This is a genomic window from Paracoccus cavernae (assembly GCF_042430175.1).
Classification (GTDB): domain Bacteria; phylum Pseudomonadota; class Alphaproteobacteria; order Rhodobacterales; family Rhodobacteraceae; genus Paracoccus; species Paracoccus cavernae.
The window spans coordinates 379704-396673 of the sequence record NZ_JBHMDZ010000049.1 but is presented as its reverse complement, the minus strand read 5'-3'; the positions used below and the strand labels follow the sequence as shown (position 1 = coordinate 396673).

Sequence of the window (16970 nt, the reverse complement as noted above, 5' to 3'; positions counted from 1 at the left end):
CTTCGCTTTAAATGATAAAAACGCGCGGCTTGGCCTTGCGCTTTGGCGGCTTTGGATGCCCGAACATCAGAACAGCCGCGTTGAATGTCGCCATCAGAAGATCGATTTTCGCAGATCCCGCCACAGCCTTCGTGACCGTGTAATTAGACCCCCGAAGCTCGGTTTTCGCGTTGCCGACATTCCAGCCCATCAGACCCGACCGGCCATGCAGAAACTTGCCGTCCTTCAACCGGCGCGGCAGCGTCAATACCGCCTGTTGCAGCTGATACCCCTGCCCGACCGAAAAGAACCGGCCCGCATAGTCCCGCGCCTCCAGCTCGTCCAAAAGCTTGGCAATCCCGAAGCTATCAAGCCCGATTGCAGGCGTTTCGTTCGGCAGCAAACCGGCATTCTCTAGCCGGTCGATCACGTCGCAAGCCTCGTAAACCTCTTGGCCTATGTCCTCGCAGGTGACATATTCCCCGGCCCGCTCGGCATCATCCAGCACCGGGACAATATCGGGCCGCCGCTCTCGCACGTCTGAATAGCCCCAGCCCTTCGCCCAATGCAGCCACTTGCCGGACCCCTTTTCGCGCCCGATCACCGCAAGCCCGAAAAGATCGTCAAGCCCGCCGCCATCAGCCCCGACAACCGCGACCTCGGAGCGCCTGATAAGCTCGTCAAGCGTCAGGTCAGGCCGCGCGCAATCGTCCCAATAGCGCGCCCCCGGCCAGATCGCCAAGCCACCGACAACGCCAACCTCGACGTTGAAATGTTGGCTTGCCAAAAGCGCCATGTCCTTATCGTCGCCAACCTCGGCAGCGGCCAGCTTGACCGCCAGAGACGACGCGTCAAACGCCGCCCCCATACTCGGATTGACCAGACCCCAAGTTTCCGGCGCTTTCCAACCGTCTTTTTTAGAAAGGCTTTCCGGCAACTCGTACAGGACAGCCAGCAAGGGCAGGACCAACGAACCATCGCGCACCGCTCGCGCCTTCAACAGCTCGGCCCGGAAAACGCCGGTTGGCTTGTCCTTGCTTTGCGTCGTGATCATCATGAAAAAGCCATCGGGCCGGGTCAGCAGACCGCCCCGCAACTCGACCATGATTTTAGCCGCGTCCTTGCTTTCGGAAAGCTCGTGCAATTCGTCAATCAGGACATAAGCCGCTTTCGATCCCGTCACGACCGACAGGTCAGCTGCCTTGACCTCAAGAACGGCTTGCGTTCCCAAATGGGTGATCCTGTTGACGCCCTCTTGAACCTTGAACAGCGCGGAAAGATCGCCGTCCGCCTCGATGATCCCAACCGCGACCGAAAACGAGATGCCCGCCACCTTCTTTGACGGCGCGACCAACACCAACTCGCAAGCCGGGCGCTCGTTAAGAATAAGCGCCGTCACCATGATCGCGGCAGAAATCAGCGACTTCCCGTTTTTCTTTGGCACCAACAGAAAGATTTCGCTGATCGCGCGGCGCTTTGTCTCCGGGTCATAGGCTCCGAAAATCACTCGGACCAGATCAAAGACCCATTCCCCGCAGACCTCGCCATAAGTCGGCTTTCCGACCAAATCAGGCACCCGCAGCCGCTTGAAAATCCGCAAAGCCTTTTCCGCAACCGCGTCATAAAGCGGAAGCTCGGGAACAAGGCTTTTCCGACCAACGATTCGGTTTTCCCAATCAGGAACCGCCGTTGACCACGCATCATCCGCAAAGTGAAAGCTCATTAGTTTGGCCTATCTCCGACCATGCCGGGGGTAAGATCGTCACCCCAAAGCGTTGACCCGCCAGCGGCCACCGCCTCGGCAGCCTGCAAAGCAGCCTCTTTCTTCCCTAGCGCCTTTTTCGGCGCGTCATCCTCGACCGGCCCCCGCGCCCCCCTCGACTGCCCCGCCCTTATCCGCGCATCAGCAAGCGCCGCGTCATTCTGATCGACCATGCGGCCCAGCTCTTTGACCGCGCCAAGGTTGCCTTTGTTTGCTTGCTGCATCGCCAACTCAAACCGGCGCAAAGTCAGCTGATCCCGCGCAACATCACGCTCGGCAAGCTCGGCTCTAAAATGGCGCTTCAAAGTCGCAGAACTGACCCCAACCGCACCCGCCATCCGGTCATTGGGCCAGCCAAGCGCAAGCATCAGCTTGATTTTATTGAATAATTCCGGCGTCCATTGAAATGCAGGACGCCCACGCTTGCCCGACCCACCCCGCATAGGGTTGCCGAACAGGTCAAAAATCTCCGTCACGAAAAAAAAATCCCACGCATGAGAGGGGCGCAGGTCTCCTGCACTTTCGGGGGCGGGATTTTGCCCCCGCCCCCCCCTCAAATCCGGGAAAAACGCGGTTCCCCAACCGCGCCCCTCAACCGGAAAGACCTCATCGACCCGAGCTAGAACCACCACGCGGGGGCGCACCCAGCCCGCAGGGGCCACCGGGTGCGGGCACATCCGGCGCAAACTCCGCCTCTAGAGCGCGGCGAACCGCACCCATCGCCCGAACAGCGTCGGACAGAACCAAACCTTGCACATAGATGCGCGCGACAAGGTGGCCGGTCGGCCCCCAAATCTCACCACCGCGACCCTCATGGAAGCGATTGCCATCATTCGCCATCCGGCACCCCCTTCCTTTCCTCGCGCTGCTTGGCCCCGTCATGGCAAGCCTTGCAAAGACATTGCAGGTTTGACCGATCCCAGAACAAAGCCTCATCGCCCCGATGCGGGCGCATATGGTCCGCGACCATATCGGATGCCCGACCGTCGACAGACAGATAGCGACAGCGCGCGCAACAGAAGCCCGAAGCCTCAAGCACCTGCCATCGCAAGGCGCGCCAACGCGCCGTCCGATACCATGCCCGCCAAGTATTGATTACGTCCCGCGACCGGCGAAGCTCTCCGCCGGAAGTCACGCCAGCCAGCGACGAACGCCGGGGCATCGCAGGGACACGCGACCGGATTTGCGCCAAACGTGCCATGAAACACCCCCAGAAATGACAATGCCCGCAACGGAAGATCCGAGCGGGCACAATTTTAGAGATTAGCGAATGTCATACATCCGTGCGTACTAAGCCGTCAATCCCCACAGCCTGCCATCGCGTCCAGAACGCCCGCCAGCGCTTCCTTGACCACGACGATATTTTTGCTACCCGTTGACCACCCATGCGCTTCAAGCACACCGCGCAAAGACTGCCCATCCAGACAAACAGCATCTACCAACCGCCGATTGGTGATAATGCGCGCCGACCGAAATGCCGTGCAAAGGTCCGCATCCGCCCGCTTAGACGGTCGAACGCGCCGCACCACCATAGCAGCACCGCCACCGATCCGCTCTCGAAGCCGCTCGATCTCGCGGCCAACATCCAAAAAAGCATCGATGAAAGACCCGCCGCCGCCAGATCCGCCTTGCGCTTCCAAGCCCACACACTTGACCGCGCCCGCCGCATGCATCTCGACCAGCGCCCGATAGCGCCGCGCTGCATCCACCTGCCAAGGCTGAAAAGGCGCAGGCATACCGGCCCGACGTGCGCGACGGGCAAGATCCTCGAAAACGTCATTCTCCCGCGCCGCCTTGACGCCCTGCCAAAGCTCAATTGGCTCCACCCGCCATCCGAAGTCGCCACTCGCGTCACGCACCGCATTGACCGGCGAGACCCCGACCACCCGACCCCGCGCAGGCGCAACGACTATTCTAGAGCTAACACCAACGGGAAGTGCCGCCCGCGCCAACACCTCATCCAAACGACCGCGTTCCGAACGAAGCCGCGCCGCCTCGCGCTCGCGCCCCGCAGCCACAACGCAAACACCCTCAACCACGCTCATGCCGCCGCCTCATCTGCCATCAATTGAATTTCCAAGATTTCGGCCAGATCTGCCTCATAGGCGTCAAGCCAAGTCCGTTCGGCCTCAGTCGCGATCCCTGCAACGGTGTTTTCGCTCACGACAACCCGACGACGACGCGCGGCCTCGGCGTCGTCTTTAAGCTGGCGAACGATGTATTTACCGGGTGGCGGGCCAAGGCGCTTAGCGATTTGGAACAACTCGACCGCCCAGCCCTCTACCGCCGCCTGCCGCCCCATCGCCGAACGCATGAGACTTTGGGCATAGTCGCATTCTCGAGGCGGGGGCAGTTGCAGATCATATGCCCATGCACGAACAAGCCCCTCGCCCGGCCAGCGCCCCTTAACAGCATGGCGCGCGATTACGTCACGCAATCCCTGCATATTCTTGTCAGTCAGGTAGGCGAGAAACGACCGCAAGCGCAGCAACCCCTTTTCGTGAACCTCGGCGCTCACCCCCTTAGGGCGCGCCAACCCTGACAATGGCTCAAACAGCAACGCATCAACACGCGCTCCCTTTGCCAACTTACTCTCACTCATCCCCATGTCCCCATTCTCAGCAAATCTAAAGTTATCCACAGGGGTCAGCGCTTTTCCGAGGCGCTTCCCGTAATATCGTTTCTTTTCATTTCTTGTCTTATCCTTTCGGTAACGACAGTTCGCGACCGTCGTGAACCGTCGTGAACCGTCGTGAACCGTCGTGAACCGTCGTTACGACAGATAGCGACGGAACCGATTACAGGCTGTTTTCAACCTGAAATTCGTCCAGCGCCGTGCGGATGAACTGTTCCCGTCGCAGCGCGTCTGGATAGCGTTCTTCCAGCCAGTCATTGAAGCGATCAAGGAACGCGGGGGACTTCAACAACTGTCCAGCCCCAATGCGCTGCTCGATCATTACTCGCAGGTCGCGTAGCCACCTCCTCCGCGGGCGAGCGCCAATATGTGCCGACCGATCAGGCAGCGCAGGCAAGCGGCAAACCCGATGCCGCCACCGGTGGCGGACGAGCAGACTGTGCTACAGGCTGGAACGCCTTGCCGCAGAGTGGCCGCCAGCATAGCAAGAGCCAATGAAGGGGGAACGCGGCATTCAAAGCCGGCGAGGACGCAGCGGTACTCCTCGATCGTTAGGCTGACGATACAAGAACCCTGTCGTTGACGCGCGTAGAAACCTTCACGTCCACCCCGGGCAGGAATGCCGCGAGCCCTAGCAGGCGACCAATCGCAAACCGAGAACTTTGCGAACAGCGCGGGCATGGTGAGCGTTCACCTTGGCCGCACCAACACGACGATGACCTGTTCGACCTATGCGGGGATTCGTTCCCGAACACCTGACAGAGGCCGCAGACGTGCTCGATTTTGCAAGGCTGAAATCCGGAACCCAGGTTCAGTGAACCGAGGAGCTCTTTGTGTTGGGCATGGCGCTAGGCCATAATTAACTAGATTTTCATAAGGAAATGGTGGGCGATAAGGGATTTGAACCCCTGACATCTTCGATGTGAACGAAGCGCTCTACCACTGAGCTAATCGCCCCACGAGGGCTAGATAGCCGCCCTGCCCCGGCATCGCAAGGGTGAATCTGATGCGAAACGGGGGCTTTTTGCAGGGTTCGCGCAAAAGAAAACGCGCAGGGTTTCCCCTGCGCGCCTTCATTGTCTTCGGGCCTTAATGGGCGATGGTCGAGCCGCTATTGTTTTCACCGCGCAACGCGGCAAGGCGGCTGGCCTCGGCTGCCTCTTCGGCGGCCTCGTCCCATTCGATCGGCTCGGGCGCGCGCACCAGAGCATGTTCGAGAACCTCTTTGACGTGACGGACGGGGATGATCTTCAGCCCTTCCTTCACATTCGCCGGAATATCGACGAGGTCCTTTTCGTTATCGGCCGGAATCAGCACCGTCTTGATGCCGCCGCGCAGCGCCGCCAACAGCTTCTCTTTCAAGCCGCCGATGGCCAGAGCATTCCCGCGCAAGGTCACTTCGCCGGTCATGGCGATATCCTTGCGGACCGGGATCTGCGTCAGAACCGACACGATCGAGGTCACCATGGCCAGACCGGCCGAGGGCCCGTCTTTCGGCGTCGCGCCTTCGGGGACGTGAACATGGATGTCGCGGCGGTCGAACTCCGTCGGCTTCACCCCGATTTCGGGCGCGATCGAGCGGACATAGCTCGAGGCGGCTTCAATCGATTCCTTCATCACGTCACCGAGCTTGCCGGTGGTCTTCATCCGTCCCTTGCCGGGCAGACGCAAAGCCTCGATCTGCAACAGATCGCCGCCGACTTGCGTCCAGGCCAGACCGGTCACGACACCGACCTGATCATCCAGCTCGGCCAGACCGTAACGGTACCGGCGCACGCCGAGATATTCTTCGGCCTTCGCGGGGGTCACGTCGACGGATTTGACCTTGCCCTTGAGGATCTCGGTCACGGCCTTGCGGGCCAGTTTCGCGATTTCCCGCTCGAGCGAACGGACACCGGCTTCACGGGTGTAGTAGCGGATGACATGGGTCAGCGCCTCGTCGGTCACCGAGAATTCGCCCTTGTGCAAACCGTTGGCCTTCACTTGCTTGTCGAGCAGGTGCTGGCGCGCGATTTCGAGCTTTTCATCCTCGGTATAGCCCGAGAGGGAGATGATCTCCATCCGGTCCAGAAGCGGGCCAGGCATGTTGTAGCTGTTGGCCGTGGTCACGAACATCACGTTCGACAGATCGTATTCCACTTCGAGATAGTGGTCGACGAAGGTCGAGTTCTGTTCGGGATCAAGCACCTCGAGCATTGCCGAAGCCGGGTCGCCACGGAAGTCCTGCCCCATCTTGTCGATTTCGTCGAGCAGGATGAGCGGGTTCGTGGTTTTCGCCTTCTTCAGCGCCTGGATGATCTTGCCGGGCATCGAGCCGATATAGGTCCGACGGTGACCGCGGATCTCGGATTCGTCGCGCACGCCGCCAAGCGAGATGCGGATGAATTCGCGACCCGTCGCTTTCGCGACCGAACGACCCAGCGAGGTTTTACCCACACCCGGAGGTCCGACGAGGCAGAGGATCGGCCCCTTGAGCTTGGTCGAACGGTTCTGCACCGCGAGATATTCGACGATCCGTTCCTTGACCTTTTCAAGGCCGTAGTGATCGGCGTCCAGCACCTCTTCGGCTTTGCCCAGATCCTTGCGGGTACGCGACTTCACGCCCCACGGCAGGCTCAGCAGCCAGTCGAGATAGTTGCGCGAGACCGTGGCTTCCGCCGACATCGGCGACATCGACTTCAGCTTTTTCAGCTCGGCATCGGCCTTTTCGCGGGCCTCCTTGCTGAATTTGGTCGCGGCGATTTTCTCTTCCAGCTCGGTCAGTTCGTTCGAGCCGTCGTCACCCTCGCCCAACTCCTTCTGAATGGCCTTCATTTGCTCGTTCAGATAGTATTCGCGCTGGGTCTTCTCCATCTGGTTCTTGACGCGCGACTTGATCTTCTTCTCGACCTGAAGTACCGACATCTCGCCCTGCATCAGGCCATAGACCTTCTCCAGACGTTCGGCCACGTTCAGGGTCTCGAGGAGATCCTGTTTCTTCGTCACATCAATACCCAGATGCCCGCTGACCAGATCGGCCAGACGCGCGGGTTCACGGGCTTCACCGACGGCGGTGATCACCTCTTCGGGGATGTTCTTGCGCACTTTGACATAGCGCTCGAATTCCTCGTCGACGGTGCGCGTCAGCGCTTCGAGGCTGTCGGCATCGCCCGGGACCTCGGCCAGAGGTTCGGCTGCGGCTTCGAAATAATTCTCGTTCTCGACGAATTCGGTGATGCGCACGCGTTCACGACCCTCAACCAGAACCTTCACGGTCCCGTCGGGAAGCTTCAGAAGCTGCAGCACATTGGCCAAAACGCCGGTTTCGTAGATGCCGTCTTTCGCCGGTTCGTCGACCGAGGCATCTTTCTGGGCCGCCAGAAGGATCGGGCGGTCCTGTTCCATCACGGCCTCGAGGGCACGAACGGATTTCTCGCGCCCGACAAAAAGCGGCACGATCATGTGCGGGAAGACCACGATGTCCCGCAACGGCAGGACCGGATGGGTCTTATGGGCGAATTGGTTCATACAATTAGTCCTTTCTCGCCAAAGGAAGCGGCCCCAAAAGCGGCAGCGCACGACCCCTGCTGACTGCTTAAATAGGTAGCCAGAAGTACCCGTTCAATGGCCCGCCAACGCCCTGTCTGCGGGGGCCGGCGCGAAGGGTCATCCACACCCGCCCGCCGATGCAGGGCGCATGCGGCAAAGCCATTCAGCCAGAATAGCATTCTTCGCCGCAGGGGCCAGACCGTTCTTGGCCGAAAGCTGCGAAACAGCCCTCAAAATGGCTGGAATTGTCGCTTTAAGGGCCGGAAATGCGGGTTTTCGGCGAATCTCGTGCTTTCCGTAAGAGCGCTCACAATAGCGTTCCCGGCCCTGCCCCGCTATGTCGAAGGGGCATCCGGCGCAATGCCCGACAAAAGCGAGACGACGACACCCGCCGCCACCCTTTGCTCGATCGCGAAAACGAGCCCCTCGGGCAGCGCCTCGGCCCAAGGTTCGGTCAGGGCAAGGCTCAGCGCGTCGCCGTTCCAGATCGCGCGCGCGGCCGAGAACTCCTTGATCGCGCGGACCTGCGGATAAAGCGCCTTGAAGAGCGTCTCCTTGGCGGAAAAGACGCGCGTGATCTCGATCTCGGCGGGCATGCCCTGCCCGCCCGCCCGCGCCTCGGGCATGAGCGAGGCCGCAAGTTGCTGCGCCAGATCGCGCGGCATCACCGGCTCCAGATCGAGGCCGAGGATCTGCCTCCCCCCCTTGTCCGGCACCACCACCGCCACCGCGATTTCGGTCCCGTGCGAGATGCTGCCGCGCCAGCCCTCGGGCCAGACCGGCAGGCGGTCGGCACCGATGGCGGGGACCGCGGGATCGGCCAGACCTGCGCCCCGCAAGGCGGCCAAAGCGGCAAGGCGGCCCGCGACGAATTCCTGTTTCCGCTTGGGCGCGGCATGGCCGAGGCAGGAGGGCAGAATGTCGGACGTGTGCCGCTCCCAATCGGGGCGGATCGGTGCAAAGGCTATCTGCCCGCCAGCAGGCATGGCGAGGTCGGCACAAGCGTTGCTCAGGGCCTCGATCGTCTCGCGGAAGGGTTCGGCGGCATCATCGGACGGCCCGTTCACATGCGGGCCGCCGTTTTCGGAAAAGCTGTTCGTCACGTCCCGGTCCTGCTCAGGCGCTCGGCTGTCCCGCCGCGATCCATTCGGCAGTATCCTTCAGCGTCGCCTCGAAGGCCTGCAGCATCTCGTCGATCTGCGCCTCGTTGATGATCAGCGGCGGGCAGAAGGCGAGGCTGTCGAGGATGTTGCGCACGATCAGGCCATGTTTGTGCGCGCGCGCGAAGAAATAGCCGCCGACCTTGCCCGGTTCGGGGAACTTCTCGCGGGTTTCCTTGTTGGCGACCAGCTCGACCGCAGCCAGCAGGCCGATGCCGCGCACCTCGCCGACCAGCGGATGATCCGCCAGCTTGCGCAGCCGCTCCTGCAGGATCGCGCCCATTTTGGCGGCATTCTCGACCAGCCCGCGTTCCTCGATCACCTTGAGGTTCTCGACCCCCACCGCAGTCGCGACCGGATGGCCCGAGGCGGTGTAGCCATGACCGAAGGTCCCGATCTTGCCGCTGTTTTTGGCGATGACCTCGAAAACACGATCGGAAATCATCACCGCAGCCAAAGGCTGGTAGGACGAGGTGATCTGTTTCGACAAAGCCATGAGGTCGGGCTTGATCCCGAAGTAATCCGACCCGAACGGCGTGCCGAGGCGGCCGAAACCGGTGATCACCTCGTCGGCCACGACCAGAATGTCGTGCTTGCGGCAGATCTCCTGCACACGGGCCCAATAGCCCTCGGGCGGCGGCAGAACGCCCCCCGCCGACATGATCGGCTCGCCGATGAAGGCCGCGATGGTCTCGGCGCCCTCTTCGGCGATCACCGTCTCCAACTCGGCCATGAGACGGTCGAGGAACTGCGCCTCGGTCTCGCCGGGGTTGCCGTAGCGGTAGAAATGCGGGCAGGTCAGATGGCGCACGGGGATCGCTGGCAGATCGAAATCGCGGTGGTTGTTGACCAGCCCCGTGAGGCTCGCCGAGGCCACGGTCACGCCGTGATAGCCGCCGTTGCGGGCGAGGAATTTCTTCTTTTCCGGCCGGCCGAGCGCATTGTTGTAATACCAGACCATCTTGATGATGGTGTCGTTGGCCTCGGAACCCGAATTGGTGAAGAAGGCGTGATTGAGCCCTTCCGGCGTGATTTCCGCAAGCTTTTCAGCCAGTTCGATCGCGGGCAGGTTCGATTTATGGGCGAAGGTATGGTAGAAGGGCAATTTGCCCAGCTGCGCGGTCGCGGCATCGACCAGACGTTGCTCGCCAAAGCCGACCGCCACGCTCCAGAGGCCTGCGAGCGCCTCGATATAGCGGTTGCCCTGATCGTCGAAGACATAGATCCCCTCGCCGCGCTCGATCACGATCGGGCCGGTTTCGGCATGGCGCGCGGCATTGGTATAGGGGTGCAGGTGATGCGCGATGTCGCGATTGGCGGTCGAATTCGATCTGGACATGACATTCCTCCGTTATGCGTCCGGTTTGCATCCTGCGGTTCGGGGTCGGCCCAGTCATCCGGCATGCGAGTCGTCGCGTTTCTCGATGACAGAATGTCCGAGATCAGGCGGAAGGCAAGCCCGCCCCGCATCCGGCCGCGAACTTATGTCTAGAGGAGTTGCCGCAACGGCGTCTCGCGGCCCGCGATCGGCCGCCGCGCAAGACTTCCGCCGGCTGCCGCAGCCGGTTAACCCCCCGTAAAGCTACTTCCACCTTTCATGTGGATTTGTCGGCCCGCCTAAGGTTAAAGGGCGCAAGGAGAATTCAAGCTACCCCGCATGCGGCGGCGCTCGCGCGAGCCGGTCGCCCGCATCCGCTCCCCGACGGGCGCAACGCCTGGGGTCGCCTGCAAGGGAGAAGAAGATGAGCGCCACGCCAGACCGCAAGGCCAGACTGACGCCGCAGGATATCCGCGCCCGCAAAGGCGCGGTGCCGATCGTCTGCCTGACCGCCTATACCACACCCGTCGCGCGTCAGGTCGATCAGGCCTGCGATCTGGTGCTGGTCGGAGACAGTGTGGGCATGGTCTTGCACGGCCTGCCCTCGACGCTTGGCGTGACGATGGAGATGATGGTGATGCATGGCCAGGCCGTCGCGCGCGGCCTCGATCATGCCTGCATGGTCGTCGACATGCCCTTCGGCTCCTACGAGGAAAGCCCCGCGCAGGCTTTCCGCAATGCCGCGCGGCTCATGGCCGAAACCGGCTGCCACGCGGTCAAGCTGGAAGGCGGGCGGCATATGGCGCAGACCGTGGCCTTTCTGGTCGAACGCGGCATTCCGGTCATGGGCCATGTCGGGCTGACGCCGCAGGCGGTCAATGCGCTTGGCGGCTACAAGGTGCAGGGACGCGGCGACGACGGCGAGCGCATCCTCGCGGATGCGGTGGCGCTGGCCGCGGCGGGGGCCTTTTCGGTCGTGCTGGAAAAGATCCCGGCCGAGCTCGGCGCGCGCATCACGCAAGAGATCGCCATTCCCACCATCGGCATCGGCGCGGGTGCCGATTGCGACGGTCAGGTGCTGGTGATCGACGATGTGCTGGGCCTTTTCACCGACTTCCGTCCGAAATTCGTCAAGCGCTATGCCGAACTCGGCCGCGATTCCGAAGCCGCCGTCGCGGCCTATGCCGCCGATGTCCGCGCGCGCCGCTTCCCCGACCCCGACCACAGTTTCTCCGCCCAAGGATCCCGAGCATGAGCGCAACGATCATCCGCAGCCTCGCCCAATTGCGCGCCCTCACCAAAAGCTGGAAGCAGCAGGGCGACGTCATCGGCGTGGTGCCGACGATGGGCGCGCTCCACGAGGGGCATCTCAGCCTCGTACGGGCGGCCAAGGCCGGCTGCGATCGGGTGATCGTGACGCTTTTCGTCAATCCGCGCCAATTCAACAGCCCCGAGGATTTCGCGAATTACCCCCGCACCGAACTCGCCGATGCGGCGCTGCTCGGCCCGCTCGATGTCGATGCGCTTTTCGTACCCGATGCCGCCGAAGTCTATCCCGAGGGGCACGACACCGTGGTCAGCGTGCGCGGCATCAGCGAGCCGCTTGAAGGCGCACATCGCCCCGGACATTTCGACGGGGTCGCCACGGTGGTCACTTTGCTTTTCAACATGACCCAGGCCGATCGCGCCTTTTTCGGCGAAAAGGACTGGCAGCAGCTTCAGGTCGTGCGGCAATTGGCCAAGGATATGCTCCTGCCGATCGAGATCGTCCCCTGCCCCTCCATCCGCGCCGAAGACGGGCTGGCACTATCCTCGCGCAACCAGCGGCTCTCGGGGGCCGCACGCGAACGCGCCGCCGCCTTGCCGGACATTCTCTTTGCCGCCGCCAAAGCGATTGCCAAGGGCCAGCCGGTTGAGGAAACGCTCGCGGCCGGAAAGCGCCGTTTGCGGGCGCAGGGTTTCGCGCCCGTCGAGTATTTCGAGCTCTGTGACAGCGAAACGCTCGGCCCTGCCCGGCCCGACCGGCCGCGCCGTCTGCTCGCGGCCGCTTTCCTCGACGAAGTTCGGCTGATCGACAATGTCGCGGTGGACTGAGCCAACGCCTCGGGCCTTTGCGTCATGACGCCTCTGGTCCTGCGCGTCACCCCAAGCTGAGCAGCGTCGCCTCGAGCGCAGATTGCGCCAGATCGGAGGCAGGCCGGCGCGTGAACATGTCGAGCCTGCGCCCGACATCAAGCGATACCAGCCCGTGGATGGTGATGAAAAGCAGCTCTGCCGAGCGCAAGGCCGCGACCGGAGCCAAGCCCGGCGCGTGATCGGTCAAAAGCGCGGCGAGGCGGTTCATCAGCTGGTCGATCGCGCCGACATACCATTCGGGAAAGGCGTCCCGCTCGCGCAGGCCGCCGAACAGCGCGCTCCACCGCGCCGGATTGCGCCGCATGAAGTTGACATAGGACAGACAGATCGCCTCGAGCCGGTCCTTGGGGCTTCCGTCCGAGGGCAGCGCTTCGAACATCGCGTCCAGCTCGCTCAGCGTCTCGCGGTTCACCTCCATCAAAATATCCGACATTGATTCGAACACATTGTAGATCGAGGCGGCAGTATAGCCGATCTCGCGGGCGATCGCGCGCGCGGTCAGCCCCTCCACCCCCTCGGTGTCGAGGATGTTTTTCGTTGTATCTACAATGGCTTTGCGCAGTTCTTCCCGGGGTTGTCGCGAGGGACGGCTCATCTAATTTCTCTTTTTTAAACACTGTTCAAAAATACCCTTGACGACTCGCAAGGTCCAGAGCATTTTAACTGAACAACGTTCATTAACGAGGTCTACAAGATGCGGAGCCCGAAGGAAAACAGCGCGGAAGGATCTTTCACCCGCCTGTTCCATCCGATGTTCTGCAACTTCGCAATGCGGAAATCCGCCGCCGAAACGCTTGTTGCGCCCCCGCGCCGCAGCCTTCGGGATCCCGTTCTGGACCATGCCCTTCGGGGCCGCGACGCAGCCGGCAGCTTTGCCGCTCCGGCTGGTCATGACGCAAGGCACTTTGCTTTCCCGGGCAAGTCCTCGCGTCTGCTGCCGGCGGTCCGGACCTGTTGTCCGCCATCGCCGACCTGTTGGTAAATGGTTGTCTGGTTTTTGTGTGTTCACCAGTTCCCTGTTCTGTCGTGTTACGAGTGCCCTTGTTTTGTTGCGTAACCAGTCTGTTGTTAACCATGTCACGAGTAAGCTGTTGATGTGATTGTGTCCGCGAAGACCCCCTGTCCTCCTCCCTTTGCACTGGCGGTCAGGGCCCGACTGGAAACAATCTTGTTGTTACCCGACCCGATCGTTTCGGGTCATGATCCCGCCCCCTAGCGCCGAGATCCGGCCGCGGGGGGGCGTCCGCGAAAAGTCGCATCCTGGGCGGCCAAGCGGATCGGTTGTTTTGGTTACGCGAGGAGAAGGAGCCGCTCTCTCGCACATGAACTGGTCGGGGCGAGGTGGGTATTCCCTTTCGCACAAGCCTTGCCCCGCCCCCTTCATCCTCCCGCGCGCGGCGCAGAATTGCCCCTCCGAAATCAACGCTCCGAATTGCCCCATTTGCATCGCTTATGGGCATTCCAACTATAAATTGGCCGCGTTTTGCCGCGCTCCCTATCGTGACCCCATCAGTGTCACAAAAGCGCCAAGCGCAGGAGCCAAGATGAACGTGTTTGCCAAGGGGATGCCGAACGAACTGCTGCGGCTGCAAAAGATGCACAACGGCGAAAAGGTCACCCCGACCTTCAGCGCGGCGGAGATGCAGCGCCGTCAGGACGGTCTGCGCAAGATCAACGACGAGCTGCAGCTCGATGGCGCGATCCTGACATCCTACCACAATATCAATTACTTCTCCGACTTTCTCTACTGCTCCTTCGGGCGCCGCTATGCTTTCGTCGTGACCGACAAGGCCGCAACCTCGGTTTCTGCGGGGATCGATGCGGGCCAGCCTTTCCGCCGCACCTTCGGCGAAAACGTCACCTATACCGACTGGCGGCGCGACAACTTCTTCTTTGCGCTGCAGGAGCTGATGCCCAAGGCCAAGCGCATCGGCATCGAATATGACTTCGTCAATCTCGACACGCTGACCCTGCTCAAGCAAGCCTTCCCCGAGGCCGAATTCGTCGATATCGGCGTCAAGACGATGTGGCTGCGCACCATCAAATCCGCCGAGGAAATCGCGCTGATCAAAGCGGGCGCGCATACAGGCGATCTGGGCGGGGCGGCGATCCGCGACGCGATCAAGGAAGGCGTTCCGGAATACGAGATCGCCCTTGCCGGCACACAGGCGATGATCCGCCATATCGCCAAGACCTTCCCCCATGCCGAGCTGATGGATACCTGGGTCTGGTTCCAGTCGGGCATCAATACCGACGGCGCGCATAACCCCGTCACCTCGCGCAAGCTGGAAAAGGGCGACATCCTCTCGCTCAACTGCTTCCCGATGATCGCCGGCTATTACACCGCGCTCGAGCGCACGCTCTTCCTTGACCACGCGAGCGACGCCCATCTGAAAATCTGGGAGGTCAACGTCGAGGTCCATCGCCGCGGTCTCGAACTGCTGGTTCCGGGCGCGAAATGCAGCGAGGTCGCCGCCGAGCTGAACGAGATCTACGCGAGCTACAACCTGCTCGGCTACCGCTCCTTCGGTTATGGCCATTCCTTCGGCGTGCTTTCGCACTACTACGGCCGCGAGGCGGGCGTGGAGCTGCGCGAGGATATCGACACCGTGCTCGAGCCGGGCATGGTCGTCTCGATGGAGCCGATGCTGACCATCCCCGAAGGCATGGCCGGCGCGGGTGGCTACCGCGAGCACGACATCCTCGTGATCGAGGAAAACGGCGCTGAAAACATCACGAAATTCCCCTTCGGCCCCGAGCATAACATCGTGAAATAACCTCCCGAATGGACCGCCGCATTTTGACTGCGGTCCATTCCTCTCGGCTCCGCCCGCGGCCAGCGCGACCTCCCTTTTCTGGGCTGCGGGCGGAATCGGCCCAAGTTCGCTGTCGAAACGGCTGCCCCAGTCGGAACGGCTGACATGCGGCGCAATCGGATCCCCCTGACCGCCTACGGGCAGGTCAGCCCGCCGGAGGCCCGCCCGACCCACAGGAGATCCGAGATGACCACCGCCTTGACCATAGGCGGGGCAGAATTGCGCCCTGCCGATACCGCCGCAGGCGATCTTTCGCCCCATGCGCCCCAAACGGGCGACGTCACAGATGCCGTCCCCCCCGCCACCATGCGCCGCGTGCTCACCGCAAGCTTTCTGGGCAATTTCGTCGAATGGTTCGACTATGCCTCTTACGGCTATCTCGCGACGGTGATTGCGGCGGTGTTTTTTCCCGATATCGCACCGGCGGCGGCCTTGATGGCGACCTACGCGCTTTTCGCGATCTCTTTCCTGATCCGCCCGATCGGCGGCATCATCTGGGGCGGGATCGGCGACAAGATCGGGCGGCGGACGGCGCTTTCGGCCTCGATCCTGATCATGTCGGGGACGACGACGCTGATCGCGCTTTTGCCCGGCTATGCCACGATCGGGATTTTCGCTCCCGTCCTTTTGCTGGTCCTGCGCATGATACAGGGCTTTTCGGCGGCGGGCGAATATGCGGGCGCGGCCTCGTTCATCGCGGAGTATTCGCCGCCCGCCAAGCGCGGCCTTTATACCAGCCTCGTGCCGGCCAGCACGGCGGCGGGGCTACTGGCGGGATCGCTGATGTCGGCGGGGCTTTTCTGGCTGCTCGATACGGCGCAGATGCACAGCTACGGCTGGCGCATTCCCTTCCTGCTCGCGCTGCCTCTGGGACTGATCGGCATCTATATCCGCCTCAAGCTGGAGGATACGCCGAAATTCCGCGAGATGGAGGACAAGAACCACGCAGCCGCCCTCCCCGTCGAGATCATGTTCAAGGACCACAAGCGCGAGATCATCATCGCGATCGGCGTCACCTGCCTTAATGCGGTCGGTTTCTACCTGATCCTGAGCTATATGCCGACCTATCTCATCACCGAGCTGGGCATGGGCGAGACGGAAAGCTTCCTCGCGGTCAGCATCTCGCTTGCGGTCTATATCTTCTCGATCTTCGCGATGGGGGCCTTGTCGGACCGCTTCGGACGCAAGACGGCGCTGATCTGCGCCTCGGTTTTCTTCATCCTGCTGACGGTCCCGCTTTTCAAGATGCTGGACGGGGCGTCGCTCGGCACGATCATCCTGATCCAGTGTTTCTTCGGCATTCTGCTGACCGTCAACGACGGCACATTGCCGAGCTTCCTGACCGAGATCTTCCCGACCCGCGTGCGCTACTCCGGCTTTGCCTTCAGCTTCAATACCGCCAATGCGATGTTCGGAGGCACCGCACCCTTCATCGCGACATGGCTGATCGCGGCGACGGGCAGCAAGCTTGCGCCCGCCTGGTATCTCGCGGGGATTGCCGTGATCGCGCTGGTTGCCATGTGCGCCAGCCATGAAACCAAGGGCAAGCCGCTGGCCGATTGACGCGCCGCGCGCTGCATCCGCGGCCTCCCTCGCCTCTTGGGCGGGGGATGTCGTTTTGCGCTGTCCTTTGCCC

At 62.0% G+C, this 16970-nt stretch carries 14 protein-coding genes and 1 tRNA gene; 4 read left to right on the top strand and 11 right to left on the bottom strand.

What is annotated here, in order from left to right; all coding sequences use genetic code 11:
- Positions 1-7 precede the first annotated feature (7 nt).
- The 9 genes from ACFFUC_RS19700 to ACFFUC_RS19660 all read right to left on the bottom strand — a co-directional run bounded on the left by ACFFUC_RS19700 (position 8) and on the right by ACFFUC_RS19660 (position 10403).
- Positions 8-1702 (bottom strand): terminase large subunit domain-containing protein, encoded by a 1695-nt coding sequence (locus ACFFUC_RS19700; protein ID WP_377688629.1) that lies wholly within the window; start codon positions 1700-1702, stop codon positions 8-10.
- Positions 1702-2217 (bottom strand): resolvase, encoded by a 516-nt coding sequence (locus ACFFUC_RS19695; RefSeq protein WP_377688628.1) that lies wholly within the window; start codon positions 2215-2217, stop codon positions 1702-1704. Before ACFFUC_RS19695 ends, ACFFUC_RS19700 begins: the two co-directional genes overlap by 1 nt.
- Positions 2218-3039: 822 nt before the next feature.
- Positions 3040-3786 carry a hypothetical protein gene (locus ACFFUC_RS19690; protein WP_377688627.1) on the bottom strand — a complete coding sequence of 249 codons (747 nt, stop codon included), beginning with the start codon at positions 3784-3786 and terminating at the stop codon, positions 3040-3042.
- A complete protein-coding gene (locus tag ACFFUC_RS19685; RefSeq protein ID WP_377688626.1) occupies positions 3783-4343 on the bottom strand; it encodes a hypothetical protein in 561 nt (186 codons plus the stop codon). The genes ACFFUC_RS19690 and ACFFUC_RS19685 overlap by 4 nt, the downstream gene beginning before the upstream one ends.
- Positions 4344-4539: 196 nt before the next feature.
- Positions 4540-4698, bottom strand: a complete 159-nt coding sequence (locus ACFFUC_RS19680; RefSeq protein ID WP_377688625.1) for a hypothetical protein — start codon at positions 4696-4698, stop codon at positions 4540-4542.
- A 560-nt stretch (positions 4699-5258) separates the two neighbouring features.
- A tRNA-Val gene (locus ACFFUC_RS19675) sits at positions 5259-5333 on the bottom strand.
- A 132-nt stretch (positions 5334-5465) separates the two neighbouring features.
- Complete coding sequence (gene lon / locus ACFFUC_RS19670) at positions 5466-7883, bottom strand: endopeptidase La (protein WP_377688624.1); 2418 nt, start codon at positions 7881-7883, stop codon at positions 5466-5468.
- A gap of 356 nt (positions 7884-8239) precedes the next feature.
- Entirely contained in the window at positions 8240-9007 is a 768-nt protein-coding gene (locus tag ACFFUC_RS19665) for a 4'-phosphopantetheinyl transferase family protein (RefSeq protein ID WP_377688623.1), read from the bottom strand.
- Positions 9008-9020: 13 nt separating this feature from the next.
- Positions 9021-10403 (bottom strand): aspartate aminotransferase family protein, encoded by a 1383-nt coding sequence (locus ACFFUC_RS19660; protein ID WP_377688622.1) that lies wholly within the window; start codon positions 10401-10403, stop codon positions 9021-9023.
- Positions 10404-10806: 403 nt separating this feature from the next.
- Between ACFFUC_RS19660 and panB the strand changes: the two genes are divergently transcribed.
- Both panB and panC read left to right on the top strand, forming a co-directional pair.
- Positions 10807-11637: a 3-methyl-2-oxobutanoate hydroxymethyltransferase gene (gene panB / locus ACFFUC_RS19655; RefSeq protein ID WP_377688621.1), complete on the top strand. Its 831-nt coding sequence runs from the start codon at positions 10807-10809 to the stop codon at positions 11635-11637.
- On the top strand, positions 11634-12476 hold the full coding sequence (gene panC / locus ACFFUC_RS19650; protein WP_377688620.1) for a pantoate--beta-alanine ligase: 843 nt from the start codon (positions 11634-11636) through the stop codon (positions 12474-12476). The genes panB and panC overlap by 4 nt, the downstream gene beginning before the upstream one ends.
- A gap of 46 nt (positions 12477-12522) precedes the next feature.
- Here panC and ACFFUC_RS19645 read toward each other — a convergent pair whose 3' ends face one another.
- A complete protein-coding gene (locus ACFFUC_RS19645; RefSeq protein ID WP_377688619.1) occupies positions 12523-13113 on the bottom strand; it encodes a TetR/AcrR family transcriptional regulator in 591 nt (196 codons plus the stop codon).
- Complete coding sequence (locus ACFFUC_RS19640) at positions 13114-13410, bottom strand: hypothetical protein (RefSeq protein WP_377688618.1); 297 nt, start codon at positions 13408-13410, stop codon at positions 13114-13116.
- Between the two features lie 673 nt (positions 13411-14083).
- Here ACFFUC_RS19640 and ACFFUC_RS19635 point away from each other — a divergent pair.
- Both ACFFUC_RS19635 and ACFFUC_RS19630 read left to right on the top strand, forming a co-directional pair.
- A complete protein-coding gene (locus tag ACFFUC_RS19635) occupies positions 14084-15295 on the top strand; it encodes a M24 family metallopeptidase (RefSeq protein ID WP_377688693.1) in 1212 nt (403 codons plus the stop codon).
- 225 nt (positions 15296-15520) lie between these two features.
- Positions 15521-16897, top strand: coding sequence for an MFS transporter (locus ACFFUC_RS19630; RefSeq protein ID WP_377688617.1), 1377 nt, complete (start codon positions 15521-15523; stop codon positions 16895-16897).
- Positions 16898-16970 lie beyond the last annotated feature (73 nt).

What these genes read in the sequence shown, in the direction of transcription:
- ACFFUC_RS19680 (WP_377688625.1), bottom strand. Translation starts at nt 4,698, where the DNA reads ATGATCGAGCAGCGCATTGGGGCTGGACAGTTGTTGAAGTCCCCCGCG.
- ACFFUC_RS19645 (WP_377688619.1), bottom strand. Translation starts at nt 13,113, where the DNA reads ATGAGCCGTCCCTCGCGACAACCCCGGGAAGAACTGCGCAAAGCCATT.
- ACFFUC_RS19630 (WP_377688617.1), top strand. Translation starts at nt 15,521, where the DNA reads ATGACCACCGCCTTGACCATAGGCGGGGCAGAATTGCGCCCTGCCGAT.
- panB (WP_377688621.1), top strand. Translation starts at nt 10,807, where the DNA reads ATGAGCGCCACGCCAGACCGCAAGGCCAGACTGACGCCGCAGGATATC.
- ACFFUC_RS19690 (WP_377688627.1), bottom strand. Translation starts at nt 3,786, where the DNA reads ATGAGCGTGGTTGAGGGTGTTTGCGTTGTGGCTGCGGGGCGCGAGCGC.
- ACFFUC_RS19685 (WP_377688626.1), bottom strand. Translation starts at nt 4,343, where the DNA reads ATGAGTGAGAGTAAGTTGGCAAAGGGAGCGCGTGTTGATGCGTTGCTG.
- lon (WP_377688624.1), bottom strand. Translation starts at nt 7,883, where the DNA reads ATGAACCAATTCGCCCATAAGACCCATCCGGTCCTGCCGTTGCGGGAC.
- ACFFUC_RS19660 (WP_377688622.1), bottom strand. Translation starts at nt 10,403, where the DNA reads ATGTCCAGATCGAATTCGACCGCCAATCGCGACATCGCGCATCACCTG.
- ACFFUC_RS19635 (WP_377688693.1), top strand. Translation starts at nt 14,084, where the DNA reads ATGCCGAACGAACTGCTGCGGCTGCAAAAGATGCACAACGGCGAAAAG.
- ACFFUC_RS19700 (WP_377688629.1), bottom strand. Translation starts at nt 1,702, where the DNA reads ATGAGCTTTCACTTTGCGGATGATGCGTGGTCAACGGCGGTTCCTGAT.
- ACFFUC_RS19640 (WP_377688618.1), bottom strand. Translation starts at nt 13,410, where the DNA reads ATGACCAGCCGGAGCGGCAAAGCTGCCGGCTGCGTCGCGGCCCCGAAG.
- panC (WP_377688620.1), top strand. Translation starts at nt 11,634, where the DNA reads ATGAGCGCAACGATCATCCGCAGCCTCGCCCAATTGCGCGCCCTCACC.